The sequence below is a fragment of the Hydrogenophaga sp. genome, from assembly GCF_050250835.1.
Lineage (GTDB): Bacteria > Pseudomonadota > Gammaproteobacteria > Burkholderiales > Burkholderiaceae_C > Hydrogenophaga.
In genome coordinates, this window is sequence record NZ_JBFWNX010000008.1 from 41,504 (window position 1) to 57,506 (window position 16,003).

Annotated in this window: 15 protein-coding genes; 7 read left to right on the forward strand and 8 right to left on the reverse strand. The window is 65.2% G+C overall.

Annotated features, from left to right (window positions below):
- Positions 1–20 precede the first annotated feature (20 nt).
- Entirely contained in the window at positions 21–905 is an 885-nt protein-coding gene (gene glxR / locus AB7F11_RS11790; protein WP_428289836.1) for a 2-hydroxy-3-oxopropionate reductase, read from the forward strand.
- 28 nt (positions 906–933) lie between these two features.
- Here the strand turns inward: glxR and AB7F11_RS11795 are convergent, their stop codons facing one another.
- Genes AB7F11_RS11795 through AB7F11_RS11810 form a run of 4 tightly spaced genes read right to left on the reverse strand, consistent with a single transcriptional unit; the run spans position 934 to position 4,283 of the window.
- On the reverse strand, positions 934–1,950 hold the full coding sequence (locus tag AB7F11_RS11795; protein ID WP_428289835.1) for a TRAP transporter substrate-binding protein: 1,017 nt from the start codon (positions 1,948–1,950) through the stop codon (positions 934–936).
- 55 nt (positions 1,951–2,005) lie between these two features.
- Positions 2,006–3,283, reverse strand: coding sequence for a TRAP transporter large permease (locus AB7F11_RS11800; RefSeq protein ID WP_428289834.1), 1,278 nt, complete (start codon positions 3,281–3,283; stop codon positions 2,006–2,008).
- Positions 3,280–3,762, reverse strand: a complete 483-nt coding sequence (locus AB7F11_RS11805) for a TRAP transporter small permease (protein ID WP_428289833.1) — start codon at positions 3,760–3,762, stop codon at positions 3,280–3,282. The genes AB7F11_RS11800 and AB7F11_RS11805 overlap by 4 nt, the downstream gene beginning before the upstream one ends.
- On the reverse strand, positions 3,759–4,283 hold the full coding sequence (locus tag AB7F11_RS11810) for a gluconokinase (RefSeq protein WP_428289832.1): 525 nt from the start codon (positions 4,281–4,283) through the stop codon (positions 3,759–3,761). Before AB7F11_RS11810 ends, AB7F11_RS11805 begins: the two co-directional genes overlap by 4 nt.
- Before the next feature lie 182 nt (positions 4,284–4,465).
- Here AB7F11_RS11810 and AB7F11_RS11815 point away from each other — a divergent pair, with 182 nt between their 5' ends.
- From AB7F11_RS11815 to AB7F11_RS11830, 4 genes are all read left to right on the forward strand, one after another.
- A complete protein-coding gene (locus AB7F11_RS11815; RefSeq protein ID WP_428289831.1) occupies positions 4,466–5,491 on the forward strand; it encodes a LacI family DNA-binding transcriptional regulator in 1,026 nt (341 codons plus the stop codon).
- Positions 5,492–5,538: 47 nt separating this feature from the next.
- Complete coding sequence (locus AB7F11_RS11820) at positions 5,539–5,907, forward strand: hypothetical protein (RefSeq protein ID WP_428289830.1); 369 nt, start codon at positions 5,539–5,541, stop codon at positions 5,905–5,907.
- Between the two features lie 28 nt (positions 5,908–5,935).
- Positions 5,936–6,223 (forward strand): DUF1330 domain-containing protein, encoded by a 288-nt coding sequence (locus AB7F11_RS11825; protein WP_428289829.1) that lies wholly within the window; start codon positions 5,936–5,938, stop codon positions 6,221–6,223.
- A gap of 99 nt (positions 6,224–6,322) precedes the next feature.
- Positions 6,323–8,638, forward strand: coding sequence for a penicillin-binding protein 1A (locus AB7F11_RS11830; RefSeq protein WP_428289828.1), 2,316 nt, complete (start codon positions 6,323–6,325; stop codon positions 8,636–8,638).
- A 7-nt stretch (positions 8,639–8,645) separates the two neighbouring features.
- Here the strand turns inward: AB7F11_RS11830 and AB7F11_RS11835 are convergent, their stop codons facing one another.
- The 4 genes from AB7F11_RS11835 to AB7F11_RS11850 form a co-directional block, all read right to left on the reverse strand.
- On the reverse strand, positions 8,646–9,626 hold the full coding sequence (locus AB7F11_RS11835) for an NAD(P)H-dependent flavin oxidoreductase (protein ID WP_428289827.1): 981 nt from the start codon (positions 9,624–9,626) through the stop codon (positions 8,646–8,648).
- A 145-nt stretch (positions 9,627–9,771) separates the two neighbouring features.
- Positions 9,772–11,559 (reverse strand): acyl-CoA dehydrogenase, encoded by a 1,788-nt coding sequence (locus AB7F11_RS11840; protein WP_428289826.1) that lies wholly within the window; start codon positions 11,557–11,559, stop codon positions 9,772–9,774.
- A 78-nt stretch (positions 11,560–11,637) separates the two neighbouring features.
- Complete coding sequence (locus AB7F11_RS11845; RefSeq protein WP_428289825.1) at positions 11,638–12,570, reverse strand: electron transfer flavoprotein subunit alpha/FixB family protein; 933 nt, start codon at positions 12,568–12,570, stop codon at positions 11,638–11,640.
- 2 nt (positions 12,571–12,572) lie between these two features.
- Complete coding sequence (locus AB7F11_RS11850; RefSeq protein WP_428289824.1) at positions 12,573–13,322, reverse strand: electron transfer flavoprotein subunit beta/FixA family protein; 750 nt, start codon at positions 13,320–13,322, stop codon at positions 12,573–12,575.
- A gap of 288 nt (positions 13,323–13,610) precedes the next feature.
- On the opposite strand from AB7F11_RS11850, the gene AB7F11_RS11855 reads away from it, so the two are divergent.
- Together AB7F11_RS11855 and AB7F11_RS11860 are read left to right on the forward strand one after the other, a co-directional pair.
- Positions 13,611–14,330 (forward strand): response regulator transcription factor, encoded by a 720-nt coding sequence (locus AB7F11_RS11855; RefSeq protein ID WP_428289823.1) that lies wholly within the window; start codon positions 13,611–13,613, stop codon positions 14,328–14,330.
- Complete coding sequence (locus AB7F11_RS11860; RefSeq protein ID WP_428289822.1) at positions 14,327–16,003, forward strand: FecR domain-containing protein; 1,677 nt, start codon at positions 14,327–14,329, stop codon at positions 16,001–16,003. The genes AB7F11_RS11855 and AB7F11_RS11860 overlap by 4 nt, the downstream gene beginning before the upstream one ends.

The following is a 16,003-nucleotide window of genomic DNA, read 5'->3' on the forward strand; positions in this document are numbered from 1 at the left end:
CTCTCTTGCAAGGACATTCCATGAAGATCGGATTCATCGGCCTCGGCATCATGGGAACGCCCATGGCCCTGCACCTCGCCAACGCGGGTCACACGCTGTATGTGCACACGCGCAGCCAGGTGCCCGAGGCGATCGGCGCGGCCGGCGGAAAGCGCTGTGACAACGCCGCCGCCGTGGCGCGCGAGGCGGAAGTGATCTTCACCATGGTGCCCGACACACCCGACGTGGAGGCCGTGCTGTTCGGAGAGAATGGCGTCGCCTCCGGCCTCAGCAAAGGCAAGGTGGTGGTGGACATGAGCTCGATCTCGCCCATGGCCACCAAGGCTTTCGCCAAGCGCATCAACGAACTCGGTGCTGACTACATCGACGCCCCGGTCTCGGGCGGCGAAGTGGGCGCCAAGGCTGGCTCGCTCACCATCATGTGCGGTGGCGATGAAGCGGTGTTCGAGCGCGTGAAGCCCTTGCTCGAACTCATGGGCAAGAACATCACCCTGGTGGGCGGCAACGGCGACGGCCAGACGACCAAGGTGGCCAACCAGATCATCGTGGCGCTCAACATCGCAGCCGTGGGCGAAGCCCTGGTGTTTGCCAGCAAGGCCGGCGCCGACCCAGCCAAGGTGCGCCAGGCGCTCATGGGTGGCTTTGCCTCCAGCCGCATTCTCGAAGTGCACGGTGAGCGCATGATCAAGCGCACTTTCAACCCGGGCTTTCGCATCCAGCTCCACCAGAAGGATTTGAATCTCGCGTTGCAGGGCGCACGCGAGCTCGGCGTGAGCCTGCCTCAAACGGCGAACGCGGCGCAGCTGATGCAGGCCTGCTCGGCCCACGGCATGGGTGAGCTCGACCACTCTGCGATGGTGAAGGCGCTGGAGCTGATGGCCAACCACCCGGTGGCGCCAGACTGAGGCTCGGTGCCTCAGCCCGGCCGCGCGTTTATTTGGCGGCGCGCGCCTTGGCCACGGCTGCCTGGGCTTCTTTCCACAGGTCTTCGCCCACGTTGGCGGCAATGCCCTTGTTCACTGCAGCCAGTTTCTCGCGCATGCGGTTGGCTTCGGCCGGGCTGAGCTGGTTGATCTGCATGCCCTTGCCCTTCAGATCAGCCAATGCCTTGTCGGCTTCGGCGCGCGTGTCCTGGCGCTCGAAGTCGCGGCTCTTCTTTGCCGCGTCCAGCAGCACTTTCTGCTCGTCCTTGCTCAGACCGTCCCAGTACTTCTTGCTCACCAGCACGATCCAGGGGCTGTAGACGTGGTTGGTGACCGTGAGGTACTTCTGCACCTCGTAGAACTTGCTCGAGAGGATGGTGTTGTAGGGGTTCTCCTGGCCATCCACGGTCTTGGTTTCCAGCGCAGTGAAGAGTTCGGAGAACGGCAGCGGCACGGCGTTGGCGCCCAGGGTCTTGAAGCTGTCGATGAACACGTTGTTCTGCATCACGCGCAGCTTGATGCCGTCCATGTCTTCCAGCTTGGTGACGGCGCGCTTGTTGTTGGTGAGGTTGCGGAAACCGTTCTCCCAGTACACCAGGCCGACCAGGCCTTTTTCCTGCAGCTTGTCCATCACCTTCTGGCCCACCGGGCCATCGAGCACGATGTCAGCCTCTTTGGCGTTGTCGAACAGAAATGGCGTGTCCCAGATCGCCATTTCCTTGGTGATGCCCACCAGCGTGGCGGTGGAACCCACCATCATTTCCTGCGCACCACCAATCAGGGCCTGCTGCATCTGCACATCCGAACCCAGCGCGGCGGCGCCGATGGCACGGATCTTCATTTTTCCGCCCGAGGCTTTTTCGACCTCGTCGGCGAAGACCTTGGTCGCGCGCCCCTGATTGGACACTTCATTGAGGCCGTAGCCGAAGCGGATCAGGCGCGGTTTGATGTCTTGCGCCTGGGCGATACCTGCGCCCAGCGTGGCGATGGTGACGGCAGCGGCAATGGCGAGCTGTTTGAGTTTCATGGTGAGTCTCCTGGGTTGGAATGCGGCGCGAGCCGGTGAAAAAAAAAGCCAGATGTCAGAACATCAGCTTCAGAGGCCACAAGACGATGGCCGGGAACACGATGAGCAGGGCCAGCATGGCCATGTAGACCAGCAGGAACGGCATGACGCCACGAATGACAGGCTCCATGCGAAGACCTCCCACGCCAGCCACCACGTTGAGCACCGTGCCCACCGGCGGGGTGAGCAGGCCCAGGCATCCGACGAAGATGAACACGAAGCCGAAATACACCGGGTCGATGCCCGCCTTGGCGGCCAGCGGGGAGAGCACAGGCGCCAGGATCAGGATGGTGGGCGTGAGGTCCATCACCATGCCCACGGCGAGCAGGAAAACGCAGACCACGGCCATGAAAAGCATGGGCTCGGAGAGCAGCGGCCCGATGCTGCGGGCCAGATCGTTGGGCAGGTCGGCCAGGGTGATCATGTAGGACGCTGCCGTGGCGGCACCGCACAGGAACATCACCACGCCGGTGGTGCGCGAGGCGTCCACCAGCACGCGGTAGATGCCCTTGAGGTTGAGCTCGCGGTACACCAGCGTGGCCACCAGCAGTGCGTACACAGCCGCCACCACCGCGGCTTCGGTGGGCGTGAAGAAACCCATGCGAAGCCCACCGATGATGATCACGGGCATCATCAGTGCCCATGCGCTGCTGGCCAGGGCCTGCCGGCGCTCGGGCCAGCTGGTCTTTTCGGCCACCGGCAGTTGCTTGTCCCTGGCCACCCAGCGCCACACCATCACCAGCGCCGTGGCCATCATCAACCCGGGCACGATGCCGGCCAGGAACAGTTTGCTGATGGAGGTGTTGGTGGTCACACCATAGATCACCATGGGCATGGACGGCGGGATGATGGGTGCGATGATGCCGCCCGACGCGATGAGACCCGCGCTCGATCCATCGGGGTAGTTCTGGCGCCGCATCATGGGCAGCAGCAGCGTGGCCAGCGCGGCCGTGTCGGCAATGGCCGAGCCACTCATGGAGGCCAGCAGCACCGAGGCCGCAATGGCCACGTAACCCAGGCCTCCGGGCACGTGGCCCACCATCGAGCGTGCCAGCTCGATGATGCGCCGGCTCAGGCCGCCTGCATTCATGAGCTCACCGGCGAGGATGAAGAACGGCACCGCAAGCAAAGGGAAGCTGTCAAAGCCCGCCTGCACGTTCTGCGCGAGCAACTGGGCGTCGAAGAAGTCCAGATGCACCATGAGCGCCAGCGCGGTGAGCATGAGTGCGAACGCGATCGGCACGCCAACCGTCATGGCCGCGAACAACACCAGCAGAAAAATGGCGATGGTCATGGCAACTCCTCGCCGTCGGTTTTGCCGCGCAGATCGTCCCAGGCCTGCAGCACCAGCAACACCGCCATGCACGCACCCATCACCAAAGTGCCCGCTGCGCCCACCGCCAGCGGCAGGTTCATCACCGGGCTGCGGCTGTCCAGGCCCACCCGCACCTGCGACCAGGAGCCGTCGATCAGGTAATACAGGGCGAGTGCCATCAGCCCACGTGCGAGCCAGCGCAGCAGGGTTGACGGCGCGCCCTTCACCCGCGTCGTGACGAGGTCAAAGCCCAGGTGTTTGCCCTCGCCAAAGGCCAGCGTGGCCGAAATGCACACCAGCCAGACGAACAGCAGGCGCGAAAGCTCCTCTGAAACCACCCAGCCGGTGCCCCAGAAATAGCGCAGGATCACGTTGCCGAACACGCACACCACCATGCCCATGAGGCACAGCGCCAGCAGCGCCTCGGCGCCATGCCTCAGTAGCTGACCCGCCCTCATGCCCGAGCCTCCTCGGGTGTGCGCAACCAGTTCTCCACCGCTGCGCCAAGCTCCGCCAGCGGGAGAGTGGCGTCCAGCCTCAGCACGCCAGGCTCCTGCCTTGGGTCCTCCAGTGTTTCGAACTGGCTGGCCACGAGGCTCACCGGGAACACATGCGCCGGCCTGGCAGCCACCCGCTCTCGCGCCTGTTCCTGCGTCAGATCGAGGAACACGAACCTCAAGCCCGGCACGGCGGCTCGCAGGCGGTCGCGGTAACGTCTCCGAAGCGCAGAACAGGTGAGCACCACGCCTTCGCGATGGGATTGCAATTGCTCGGCCAGGGTGTCGAGCCAGGCTGCGCGGTCTTCGTCACTCAACGGCGAGCCGCTGCGCATTTTCAGGATGTTGCTGGCGGCATGGAAATCGTCGCCTTCGAGCAAGGGCACCTTCAGTGTGCGGGCGCACAGCTGCCCCAGACTGGACTTGCCGCAACCCGCCACGCCCATGATGACGAGCAAGGTGTTCTCAGGCCGTTGGTTCATTTGGTAGCGCTGTCCAAAGAAGTCAAAAAAAGGTCTGCGGTGACAACGAGCCATCTCATCGGGTCAGATGAGAGTTTCCTGGCAAGATGCGGCGGCAGATTCAGGGTAAATTCGGATGCCAGATTGCTCTGGACAGCGCTATCCTAATCGCCAACACCCATACCCTGATACCGGGAAAACCCTTGGAACCCTCCGAACGCAGGCGCCGCCACAGCGGACGAATCACTCTCAATGACGTGGCCCGCGCGGCGGAGGTCAGCCCCATCACCGCCTCTCGCGCACTGCGCGGCGAACGGGGCGTGGCTGCCGAACTGGTGGAGCGCGTGAAACTTGCGGCGGGTCGATTGGGCTACGTGCCCGATCCGGCAGCGCGCGCATTGGCTTCCCAGCGCAGCGCACAGGTGCCGGTGCTGGTGCCGCTGCTGTCCAACGCGTTGTTTGTCGACGTGCTTGAGTCGGTGCAACGCACGCTTTGGCCTCACGGTTACCAGACCCTGATTGGCGTGACGCATTACGAGCCCCTGGAAGAAGAACAGCTGTTGCGCAGTTACCTCGCGCACCGCCCCGCCGGCCTGCTGCTCACCGGCTTCGATCGCACTGAAGCCGCGCGCCAGCTCATCGCCGCCAGCGGCGTACCCTGCGTGTACCTGATGGAGCTCACGCAGGCGCCTGGCGTGTACTGCGTAGGCTTCTCGCAAATCGAGGCAGGCCACGCGATCACCGAGCACCTGGTCCGGCGCGGCCGAAAGCGCATCGCCTTCGTGGCTGCCCAGCTCGACCCACGCACCATGCAGCGCGCCGAGGGTTACCGCCGTTGCTTGCGCGAGCACGGCCTGTACGACGCGCGGCTCGAACTGCTGAGCCCTCAGCCATCGTCCATGCGCCTGGGGGGTGAGCTGCTGGAAGACCTGCTGCGCAGCCGCCCGGATGTGGACGCGGTGTTCTTTTGCAACGACGATCTGGCCCAGGGCGGCCTGCTGACGGCATTGCGACTGGGCGTGGACGTGCCGGGGCGAATCGCCGTGGTCGGGTTCAACGATCTCTCGGGCAGCGACCAGATGGTGCCGCCGCTCACCACGGTCCGCACGCCGCGCCGCGCCATGGGCGAAGCCAGTGCGCAGATGCTGCTGGGCCTGATGCGTGGCGAGACACCCGCGCAGAATTCGGTCGACCTGGGTTTCGAGCCCATGATTCGTGGCAGCAGCTGAACGAAGTTGGCGCTAAGCTGGCGCACCCGATCACACAGGAGCGCACCATGTCCCACGCGGCTTTCACCATCAAGGCGTTCGCCGTCTACCTCGTTGCGCTGGGCACATCGCTGGCGATCGTGCCCAACCTCATGCTCTCGATGTTCGGCTTTGCGCCCACCAGCGAGGTGTGGATCCGTGTGCTGGGCGTGGTGGTGTTCAACCTCGGCTGGTATTACTGGTACGCGGCCGTGAGCGAGGCCCGACCTTTTTTCGCCGCTTCGGTCGTGACGCGTGTGTTCGCCCTGCTGGCCTTCACCGGCCTGGTGATCGCCGGCTTTGCATCACCCATGCTTGCGCTGTTCGGCGTGATCGACGCGGCCGGTGGCGCATGGACGTGGACGGCGCTGCGCAAAGACCGTTACCCTTCGCCCTGACCACCCACCCACCCATGAGACACGCCTTATGACCGCCTACATCCACGGCAGCATCGAAGTCACCGATCCCGAACTCTACGAGGAGTACCGCCGCGAAGTGCCGGCCCTGATTGCCGCGCATGGCGGTCGTTACCTGGTGCGCGGAGGGGCGGTCACCGTGCTCGAAGGCGGCGGCGCGCCCCCGCGCCAGGTGATCCTGGAGTTTCCCGACATGGCGCACTTGCTGGCCTTCTACCACTCCCCGGAATACCAGCGCCTCGTCGCGATCCGCCAGCGTGCGTCCAAAGGCACGCTCGTGGCCATCGAAGGCTACTGAAGTCAGGCGCCTGAGGGCCGCTCGCCGGTCACAGGTCGTTACCTTGCCGGGCACCGCGTGCACAACGCGCATTGCATGCATCCGGGACAATTCGCCTCCATGTTTGCGCTAAACCCCCGGCGTGCGCTCCTGGGCCTGTCCCTGGTCGCGGCCACCCTTTCCGTGCTGCCCACGCAGGCCTCGACCTTCGACCTGCCGCCGCTGGACCGCATCGTCAACTACCAACCCAAGCTGCCCCTGCAGGTGCTCACCGCCGACGGCGTGGAGATTGCACAGTTTGGCACCGAGCGACGGGAGTACGTGCCACTTTCGCGCATCCCCCGGCAATTGCAACAAGCGGTGCTGGCGGTGGAAGATGCACGCTTTCGCGAGCACTCGGGCGTGGACCCCAAGGGCATGGCGCGCGCACTCGTGGCGGCGATCACCGGTGGTCAGCGCCAGGGCGCCTCCACCATCACGCAGCAACTGGTGCGCACCATGCTGCTCACGCGCGAATTCTCGGCCGAGCGCAAGGCCAAGGAAATCTGGCTTGCGATCAAGCTCGAACAGGAAATCTCCAAGGACCGCATCCTGGAGATCTACCTCAACGAAATCTTCCTGGGCCAGCGCGCCTACGGTTTCGCCGCAGCGGCGCAGATCTACTACGGCAAGCCTCTGGAAAAGCTGTCACTGGCCGAAACGGCGATGCTGGCGGGCCTGCCACAAAACCCCTACTACGCCAACCCGGTGGCCAACCTGGAACGCGCCACGCAACGCCAGCGCGTGGTGCTGGCACGCATGCGAGCGGTGGACGCCATCACCGATGAGCAGCTGGCAGCCGCGCGCGCCGAAAAACTCGTCATCCGCCAGCCCGGGTTGCGCAGCGTGCACGCTGCGCACGTGGCCGAGATGGCCCGCCGCGCCGTGGTGGAGCGCTTCGGCAACGAGGCCTATTCCAGCGGCCTGAAAGTGACGACCTCCCTGCGCGCCGCGGACCAGCGGGCGGCTCACGCGGCGGTGCAGCGCGGCGTGCTGGCGTTCGACCGTCGTGGCGCGTGGCGTGGCCCGGAAGACCAGGAGACCTTGCCCGCCAAAGACGGCATTGAACTCGAACGCGCCGCTGCCGAAGCCCTGAAGGACCACCGCGACGATGAAACCCTGAGGGTCGGCATCGTGCTGACAGCCAGCCCCAAGGCCTTGCAGGTACAACTCACCAGCGGAGCGCGCATCACGGTGAAAGGCGAGGGTCTGCGATGGGCGCAGCGCGGGCTCGACGCAAAAGCCAAGGCCCCCCTGAAGATCCAGCGTGGCTCCGTCGTGCGCGTGGTCGCCACCGGCAAGAGCAAGGCCGGCCCGGTGTGGGCTATTTCGCAGTGGCCCGAAGCCGAGGCTGCGCTGGTGGCCATGGATCCCAGGACCGGCCGCGTGCGTGCGCTGGTGGGGGGCTTTGATTTCACGCGCCAGCCGTTCAACCACGTCACCCAGGGTTGGCGCCAGCCGGGCTCGGCCCTGAAGCCGCTCCTGTATTCGGCCGCACTCGAGGCACGCGTGATGCCCGCCACCCTGGTGGACGACCTGCCCTTCACCGCCGCCAACGGCTGGAGTCCGAGCAACAGCAACCACCAGTTTGCAGGTCCGATCACGGTGCGTGAAGCCATCGCGCGGTCGAGCAACCTGGCCAGCGTTCGCGTGCTGCAACACACCGGCACCCCCGCAGCGCGGGAATGGACCGGCCGCTTCGGCCTGGACCCGGCACGCCAGCCTGACAACCTCACGCTGGCGCTGGGCACGGGCAGCGCGACGCCTTTGCAGATGGCGCAGGCCTATGCCACGCTGGCCAATGGCGGCTGGCGCGTGGCTCCGGTCATCATCGAGAAGATCACCGATGCGCAAGGCAAGGTGCTGTTCGAGGAGCCGCCCGCGCAGCCGCTGACGGAAGAAATCCGCGCCATTCCCGCCCGCAATGCCTTCGTGGTCTCCAGCCTTCTCAACGAAGTGACGCGCACCGGCACCGCCGCGCGCGCACAGGCCACGCTCAAGCGAAGCGACCTCTATGGCAAGACCGGCACCACCAACGACGCGGTGGACGCCTGGTTCGCCGGCTACCAGCCCACGCTGGCCACTGCCGTCTGGATGGGCTACGACCAGCCGCGCGGGCTCGGCGGCGCGGAGTCGGGCGGGCGGCTGGCGCTGCCGATCTGGATCGACTTCATGGGAGCTGCCCTCAAGGGCGTTCCCGAGGCGCCACCTCCTTCACCACCAGCGGGCCTGGTGCGCGAGGGCGATGACTGGATCTACGCGGAATGGGCCGAAGGCGGCTGGGTGTCGGCCATCTCCGACCAGGGCGGCGTGGAATACGCCCGCACGTTCAGCGGCGACCTCGGGAAAGTTTTCGACTCCCTGGGCAACTGGTTTCGCGGCGGGCCGAAACCCTGACCAGGTTTCAACCCGCGCAGATGCGGGCTTTGGCTTCAGCGTACTCGCGCTTGAATCGCGCCACCATGTCAGCCGCCGACATCACCTCATGGATGGCGCCGATGCCCTGCCCGCAGCCCCAGATGTCGCGCCAGGCCTTTGCCGCGTTGGCGCCTTCCCCGGTGGAGAAATTCATCTTGCTCGGATCGCTGACTGGCAGGTTGTCCGGGTCCATGCCGGCGTTCCGGATGCTGCCCTTGAGGTAGTTGCCGTGGATGCCGGTGTAGAAGTTGCTGTAGACGATGTCGTCGGAATCCGATGTGGTGATCATTTCCTTGTAGCCGTCCACGGCCCGCGCTTCGTGAGTGGCAATGAAGGCCGAGCCGATGTAGGCCAGATCGGCACCCATGGCCTGCGCGGCCAGGATGGCGCCTCCCGAGGCGATGGCACCCGAGAGCGCGATCGGGCCGCCAAACCATTCGCGGATTTCCTGCACCATGGCAAACGGGCTCTTCACGCTCGCGTGGCCACCGGCACCGGCCGCCACAGGAATCAGGCCATCGGCGCCCTTCTCGATCGCCTTGTGCGCAAACACGTTGTTGATGACGTCGTGCAGCACGATGCCACCCCAGCTGTGCACACCCTGGTTCACGTCTTCACGTGCGCCCAGGCTGGTGATGATGATGGGCACCTTGTACCTGGCACACAGTGCCATGTCCTGCTCCAGGCGGTCGTTGCTCTTGTGCACGATCTGGTTGATGGCGAACGGTGCGGCTTTGTTGTCGGGGTTGGCCTTGTCGTGCGCCGCCAGCGCCTCGGTGATCTCGGCCAGCCATTCGTCGAGCTGCGAGGCCGGTCGGGCATTGAGCGCCGGCATGGCGCCCACCACGCCGGCCTTGCATTGCGCAATGACGAGCTTGGGATTGCTGATGATGAACAACGGCGACCCGATCACCGGGAACTTCAGGTTCTTCAGAACGGGTGGCAGGCTGCGGACGGGTGCGGTCATGGGGTCTCCGATGTGTGGTTAGGACATCCCCGGTCATCCTGAGCCTGCCCTTCGACAGGCTCAGGATGACCGGGAAAACATCCGTTCGCGTCGAGCCTGTCGAAGGACAAGCTCAACCCGAACGGGAGGGATGTGTTGTGTGAACTCAGAACGATTCGACGTCCAGCGCAGTCACCGCCTCGGCGCCGTCCACGATGGCATCACGGACTCCGGTTGCGCGGCTGAGGAGGTGGTCGGCGTAGAAACGCGCGGTGGTGATCTTGGCCTGCATGAAAGCCACGTCCTGTCCCTTGGCGGACAGTTCTTCCGCCACGAGCAGCGCGCGCGCCAGTTGCCAGCCGGCCACGAGATTGCCCGCGAGCATCAGGTAGGGCACGCTGCCGGCAAAAGCCGCATTCGGGTTGCTGCGCGTGTTGGCGGCGATGAACTCCACCACATCGACAAATGCCTCGCGCGCTGCTGTGAGACGCTTGCCCACTGCCCGGGCCTGGGCGCTGCCAGTGGCGAGCTGCTTTTCGGTCAATTCGACCTGTGCCGCGATGGCCTTGGCAGTGGTCCCGCCATCGCGCGAGGTCTTGCGGCCCACGAGGTCGTTGGCCTGAATTGCCGTGGTGCCCTCGTAGATGGTGAGGATCTTGGCGTCGCGGTAGTGCTGCGCGGCACCGGTTTCCTCGATAAAGCCCATGCCGCCATGCACCTGCACGCCCAGGCTGGTGACTTCCAGGCTCATCTCGGTGCTGTAGCCCTTGACGAGGGGCACCAGAAATTCGTAGAAGCTGGCGTTCTGTTTGCGCACGTCGGCATCCGGGTGGTGGTGCGACGCGTCGTACGCAGCAGCGGCCACCGTGGCCATGGCACGGCAACCCTCGGTGGAAGCTCGCATGGTCATGAGCATGCGCTTCACGTCAGGGTGGTGGATGATGGGCGCAGCGGCGCTCAACGAACCATCCACCGGGCGGCTCTGCACGCGGTCCTTTGCATAGGCCACCGCCTTCTGGTAGGAACGCTCCGCAATCGCGATGCCCTGCACGCCCACGGCGTAGCGCGCAGCGTTCATCATGATGAACATGTATTCCAGGCCCCGGTTCTCCTGGCCCACGAGATACCCGACGGCACCGCCGTGGTCGCCATACTGCAGCACGGCGGTAGGGCTGGCCTTGATGCCCATCTTGTGTTCGATGCTCACGCAGTGCACGTCGTTGCGCGCGCCGAGGGTTCCGTCCTGGTTCACCATGAACTTCGGCACCACAAACAAGCTGATGCCTTTCACGCCCTCGGGCGCGCCGGTCACACGCGCGAGCACGAGATGCACGATGTTCTCCGCCATGTCGTGCTCACCATAGGTGATGAAAATCTTGGTGCCGAACACCTTGTAGGTGCCGTCGGGCTGCGGCTCGGCACGGCTGCGCACAGCCGCGAGGTCGGAACCCGCCTGCGGCTCGGTGAGGTTCATGGTGCCGGTCCATTGGCCGCTCACCAGTTTCTCCAGGTACGTGGCCTTGAGCTCGTCGCTGCCTGCCGTAAGCAGCGCCTCGATGGCACCATCGGTGAGCAGCGGGCAGAGCGCGAAACTCATGTTGGCGCTGTTGAGGATCTCGCCGCAGGCCGCACCGATCGTCTTGGGCAGGCCCTGGCCGCCAAAGTCGGTCGGGTGCTGCAGGCCTTGCCATCCGCCCTCGGCATACTGCCTGAAGGCATCCTTGAAGCCCGGCGTGGTGGTGACCTTGCCATCCTTGAACGACGACGGGTTCTTGTCGCCTTCAAAGTTCAGCGGCGCGATCACGTCCTGGTTGAGCTTCGCACACTCCTCCAGCACCGCCTGCGCGGTTTCCAGCCCGGCATCTTCAAAACCCGGCATCTGCGCCACCCGGTCGATGCGCGCCAGGTGCTCGATGTCGAACAGCATGTCTTTGAGGGGGGCGATGTAACTCATTGCGTTGTCTCCACAGAATTCACAGGTGCAGATGCAACAAGGGCATCGCGAACGATGCCCTTGTGTTGGTCAGAGGGCTCAGAGCGCCTTGATCAGCTCGGGCACGGCCTCGAACAGGTCGGCCTCCAGGCCGTAGTCGGCCACCGAGAAGATCGGCGCCTCGGGATCCTTGTTGATCGCCACGATCACCTTCGAATCCTTCATGCCGGCCAGGTGCTGGATGGCGCCCGAGATGCCAGCGGCAATGTAGAGCTGGGGCGCGACGATCTTGCCGGTCTGGCCCACCTGCCAGTCGTTGGGGGCATAACCTGCGTCCACGGCGGCGCGACTCGCGCCCAGTGCGGCGCCCAGCTTGTCGGCCAGCGGCGTCATCACATCGTTGAACTTCTCGGCGCTGCCCAGCGCACGGCCACCCGAAACGATGATCTTCGCGGCGGTCAATTCGGGGCGGTCGCTCTTGGCGATCTCACTGCCCACGAACTTGCTCTTGCCATCATCGGCTGCGGCGGTGGCGGTCTCCACGGCGGCGCTGCCACCGCTGGACGCTGCCGGGTCGAAGCCGGTGGTGCGCACGGTGATGACCTTGGTGGCATCCTGCGCCTGCACAGTGGCAATGGCGTTGCCGGCGTAGATCGGGCGCTCGAAGGTGTCTGCGCTGACCACCTTGGTGATGTCGGAGACCTGAGCCACGTCCAGTGCAGCGGCCACGCGCGGAGCCACATTCTTGCCGCTGGCGGTGGCCGGGAACAGGATGTGGCTGTAGTTCGATGCAATGCCCAGCACCTGGGCAGCCACGTTCTCGGCCAGGCCGTGTTCGAAACCGGGGGCATCGGCGTGAATCACCTTGGCCACGCCAGCGATCTGTGCGGCGGCGGTGGCGGCAGCAGCGGCGTTGTGCCCTGCAACCAGGATGTGCACGTCACCACCACATTGGGCGGCGGCGGCCACGGTGTTGAGCGTGGCGCCCTTGATGGAGGCGTTGTCGTGTTCGGCAATAACGAGTGCAGTCATGATCAGATCACCTTGGCTTCATTCTTGAGTTTTTCAACGAGGGTGGCCACGTCGGGCACCTTGATGCCCGCTCCGCGCTTGGGCGGCTCGCTCACCTTCAGGGTCTTGATGCGTGGCGTCACGTCCACCCCGAGGTCTTCGGGCTTGACGATGTCGAGCTGCTTCTTCTTGGCCTTCATGATGTTGGGCAGCGTCACGTAACGCGGCTCGTTCAGGCGAAGGTCGGTCGTGACGACCGCCGGCAGCGTGATGGACAGCGTCTCCAGTCCGCCGTCGACTTCGCGCGTGACGCTGGCCTTGCCATCGGCCACGTCGACCTTGCTGGCAAAGGTGGCTTGCGGCAGGCCGGCGAGCGCGGCCAGCATTTGGCCGGTCTGGTTGCAGTCGTCGTCGATCGCCTGCTTGCCCAGGATGACCAGGCCAGGCTGCTCCTTGTCGACCAGCGCCTTGAGCAGCTTGGCCACGGCCAGCGGCTGCAGTTCCACAGCGGTCTCCACCAGGATGGCGCGGTCCGCGCCGATGGCCATGGCGGTGCGCAGGGTTTCCTGGCACTGCGTGACGCCGCAGGAAACGGCGATCACCTCGGTGACCACGCCCTTTTCCTTCAATCGCACGGCTTCTTCCACCGCGATTTCGTCAAACGGGTTCATGCTCATCTTGACGTTGGCGATGTCCACGCCAGTGCCGTCGCTCTTGACCCGCACCTTGACGTTGTAATCCACCACGCGCTTGACGGGGACGATGACCTTCATGCTGCTTTGCTCCTGATGATTGGAAAAACGGGCGCCACGAATTGACGTGAACGTCAACAGGGCATTGTATGCGGGCCAGCTGCCCCAGATGAGTACAAACGAACGACCGTGCTTTTTCGGCATTGTAGGCGGTTGTGGCCCTGGAAGGCCGGCCATCGAGCACCTTGGCACAAGCTGCCGCAGGAAGTCTTAATAGATTGTCAAAACGGCTGCATCACAAAACATGCATCTATATATTCGTGCAAACGACTTTCAGGGCCTCTTTGCCTGTTCACCTGCCTCACCCCCATGCGCATTGCCGCCGTTGATGACGATCCTGCTCAACTGGACCTGATCAGAGCCGTCGTTGCGTCCATGGGTCATGACTGCCACCTTTTTCCGGATGGCATGACCCTGCTGCGCGTGTTGCCACGCGAGACCTTCGACCTTTTCATCGTGGACTGGGAGTTGCCCGACGTCTCCGGGCCCCAGGTGATCCGTGCCATCCGCAACATGTCAATGACCCCGATGCCGATCCTGATGATGACCAACCGCAGCGATGAGCGCGACATCGTCGAAGGCCTGAACGGCGGTGCCGACGACTACATGGTCAAGTCCAACCGCGTGGCGGAGTTGCGGGCACGGCTGATGGCACTGCTGCGTCGTGGTGGGCATGCCCCCGCGACCAAGGACGTGGTTTGGGGCCGCTACCGTTTCCAGGTTCAGGAGCGCACCGTCTGGAAAGACGACGCCGAGATCACCACGCTGACCCACAAGGAATTCGACCTCGCACTGCTGCTGTTTCGCAATGTCGGACGCCTGCTTTCGCGCGGACACCTCATCGAAGGGGTGTGGGGCATCGGTGCCGACATCTCTTCGCGCTCGCTTGACGTCTACACCTCGCACGTTCGCAGCAAGCTCGGACTGCGGGCGCCTTCGGGCTACCGCCTGGTGTCGGTCTACAACCACGGCTATCGGCTGGAAGAAACCAGCCCGGTCAGCAGCGCTGGCCTGCCAGGAACCCCATGAAGAACCAGCCCGTCCCGTTCGTGCGCGCTGCCGCGCTGTTCTGCCTGTCGCTGCCTGCGTGGGCCCAGCTGGACGGAGGTCATGTGGTGCAGCCGGGCGACACGCTCTATGGGCTGGCGCAGCGCTACCTGGATGACCCGGGGCAGTGGCGACGGTTGCAATCACTGAATCAGGTGCGTGATCCCTTGCGCCTGATGCCTGGGCGCACGCTGGTGATTCCTGCGGCATGGATGCGCGCACCACCCGCACAGGCCGAGGTGCTGCATGTGTCCGGCCAGGCGATCGCCGCAGGCGTCACGCCCCTGGTGGCCGGTCAGCGCCTGGCGGAGGGCGCGCGCGTCGAGGTGGCCGAGGGTGGCCACGTCAGCCTGCGTCTGGCCGATGGCTCGGTGCTGCGCCTGGCCACCGGCACGGCGGTGCAGCTTCGCGAGTTGCGCCACGAACCTGCGTCGGGTCGCGCGCGATCGGTCCTGCAACTCGAACGCGGCCGTGTCGATGCCACCGTGACACCCTTGCGAAGCGCCACCGGCAGCCGCTTCGAGGTGCGCACGCCACTGGCCGTGGGCGGTGTGCGCGGCACCACCTTTGGCGTGGCGGTGGGGGAGCGCGGCGAATTTATCGGTGACGTGATCGACGGCGCGATCCAGGTGCAAGCGCTGTCGGCCCGAGCGCCCCGCACACCCACGCTGGTGCGCGCCGGCGAAGGCGCCCGCGTGGGTGCGCAGGAGCCCGCAGCTGTCCAGCTGTCCACCTTGTTGCCGGCGCCCGACCTGTCACCGCTGCCCGCGTTGGCCGAAGACGTGTCGTGGATCGAACTCCCCCTGCCGACTCAACCAGGTGCCGTGGCATGGCAGGTTCGAATCAGCAGCGACGATGCGGGACAACAGGTGCTGCGCAACGCAAGCTTTGCGCAACCGCTGGCGCGTTTCGCCACGCCAGGCGACGGCGACTACCGTGTCGCTGTGCGAGCGGTCAATGCGCAGGGCATGCCAGGCGGCGAGGCGGTACACGCCCTGCGCGTCAACGCCTTCCCGCCTGCGCCTTTGTTGCTGGAGCCGACTCGAGACAGCAGGTTGCCCGGGCCCGACATCGAGCTGCGTTGCACCGAAGCTTCGGGCGTCGAGGGCTACCAGTTCGAAGTTGCATCGAGTGCGGACTTCCGCCGGCCCGTGGCGACCTCTCCCGACACCGGCCGCTGCGTTCACACCGTGCGCGCGCTCACACCGGGTCGTTACCTGTGGCGCGTGGCCTCGGTCGCGCGCGACGCGCAGGGTCAGCGCGACCTCGGTCCGTTCAGCGCGCCCGTGCCCTTCACTGTGGTGGCCCTGCCACCCGTTCCCCAGGCCCCTGCCATGCGCGCGCCGGACAGCGCTCAACTGAACATCCATTGGGGGGCCAGCCCAGGAGGCCCGTGGCGGCACCGCATTCAGATCGCCAGCGACGCGAATTTCGCGCAGCCTCTGGTCGACCTCGAGCTGGCGCAGCCTGCCTATTCCCGCGCCCCACTTGCGCCCGGCCGCTATTTCGTGCGCGTTCGCCAGCTCGACGCAGATGGTCTTGAGGGTGCCTGGTCTGCAGTTCAGCGGCTGGAAATTCCTACCAACGTGACCAGTTCCGACGCCCGACCGGTGACAAACTCCGAGGGTCTGCCGTTGACTCCCGGCGCACGCTGA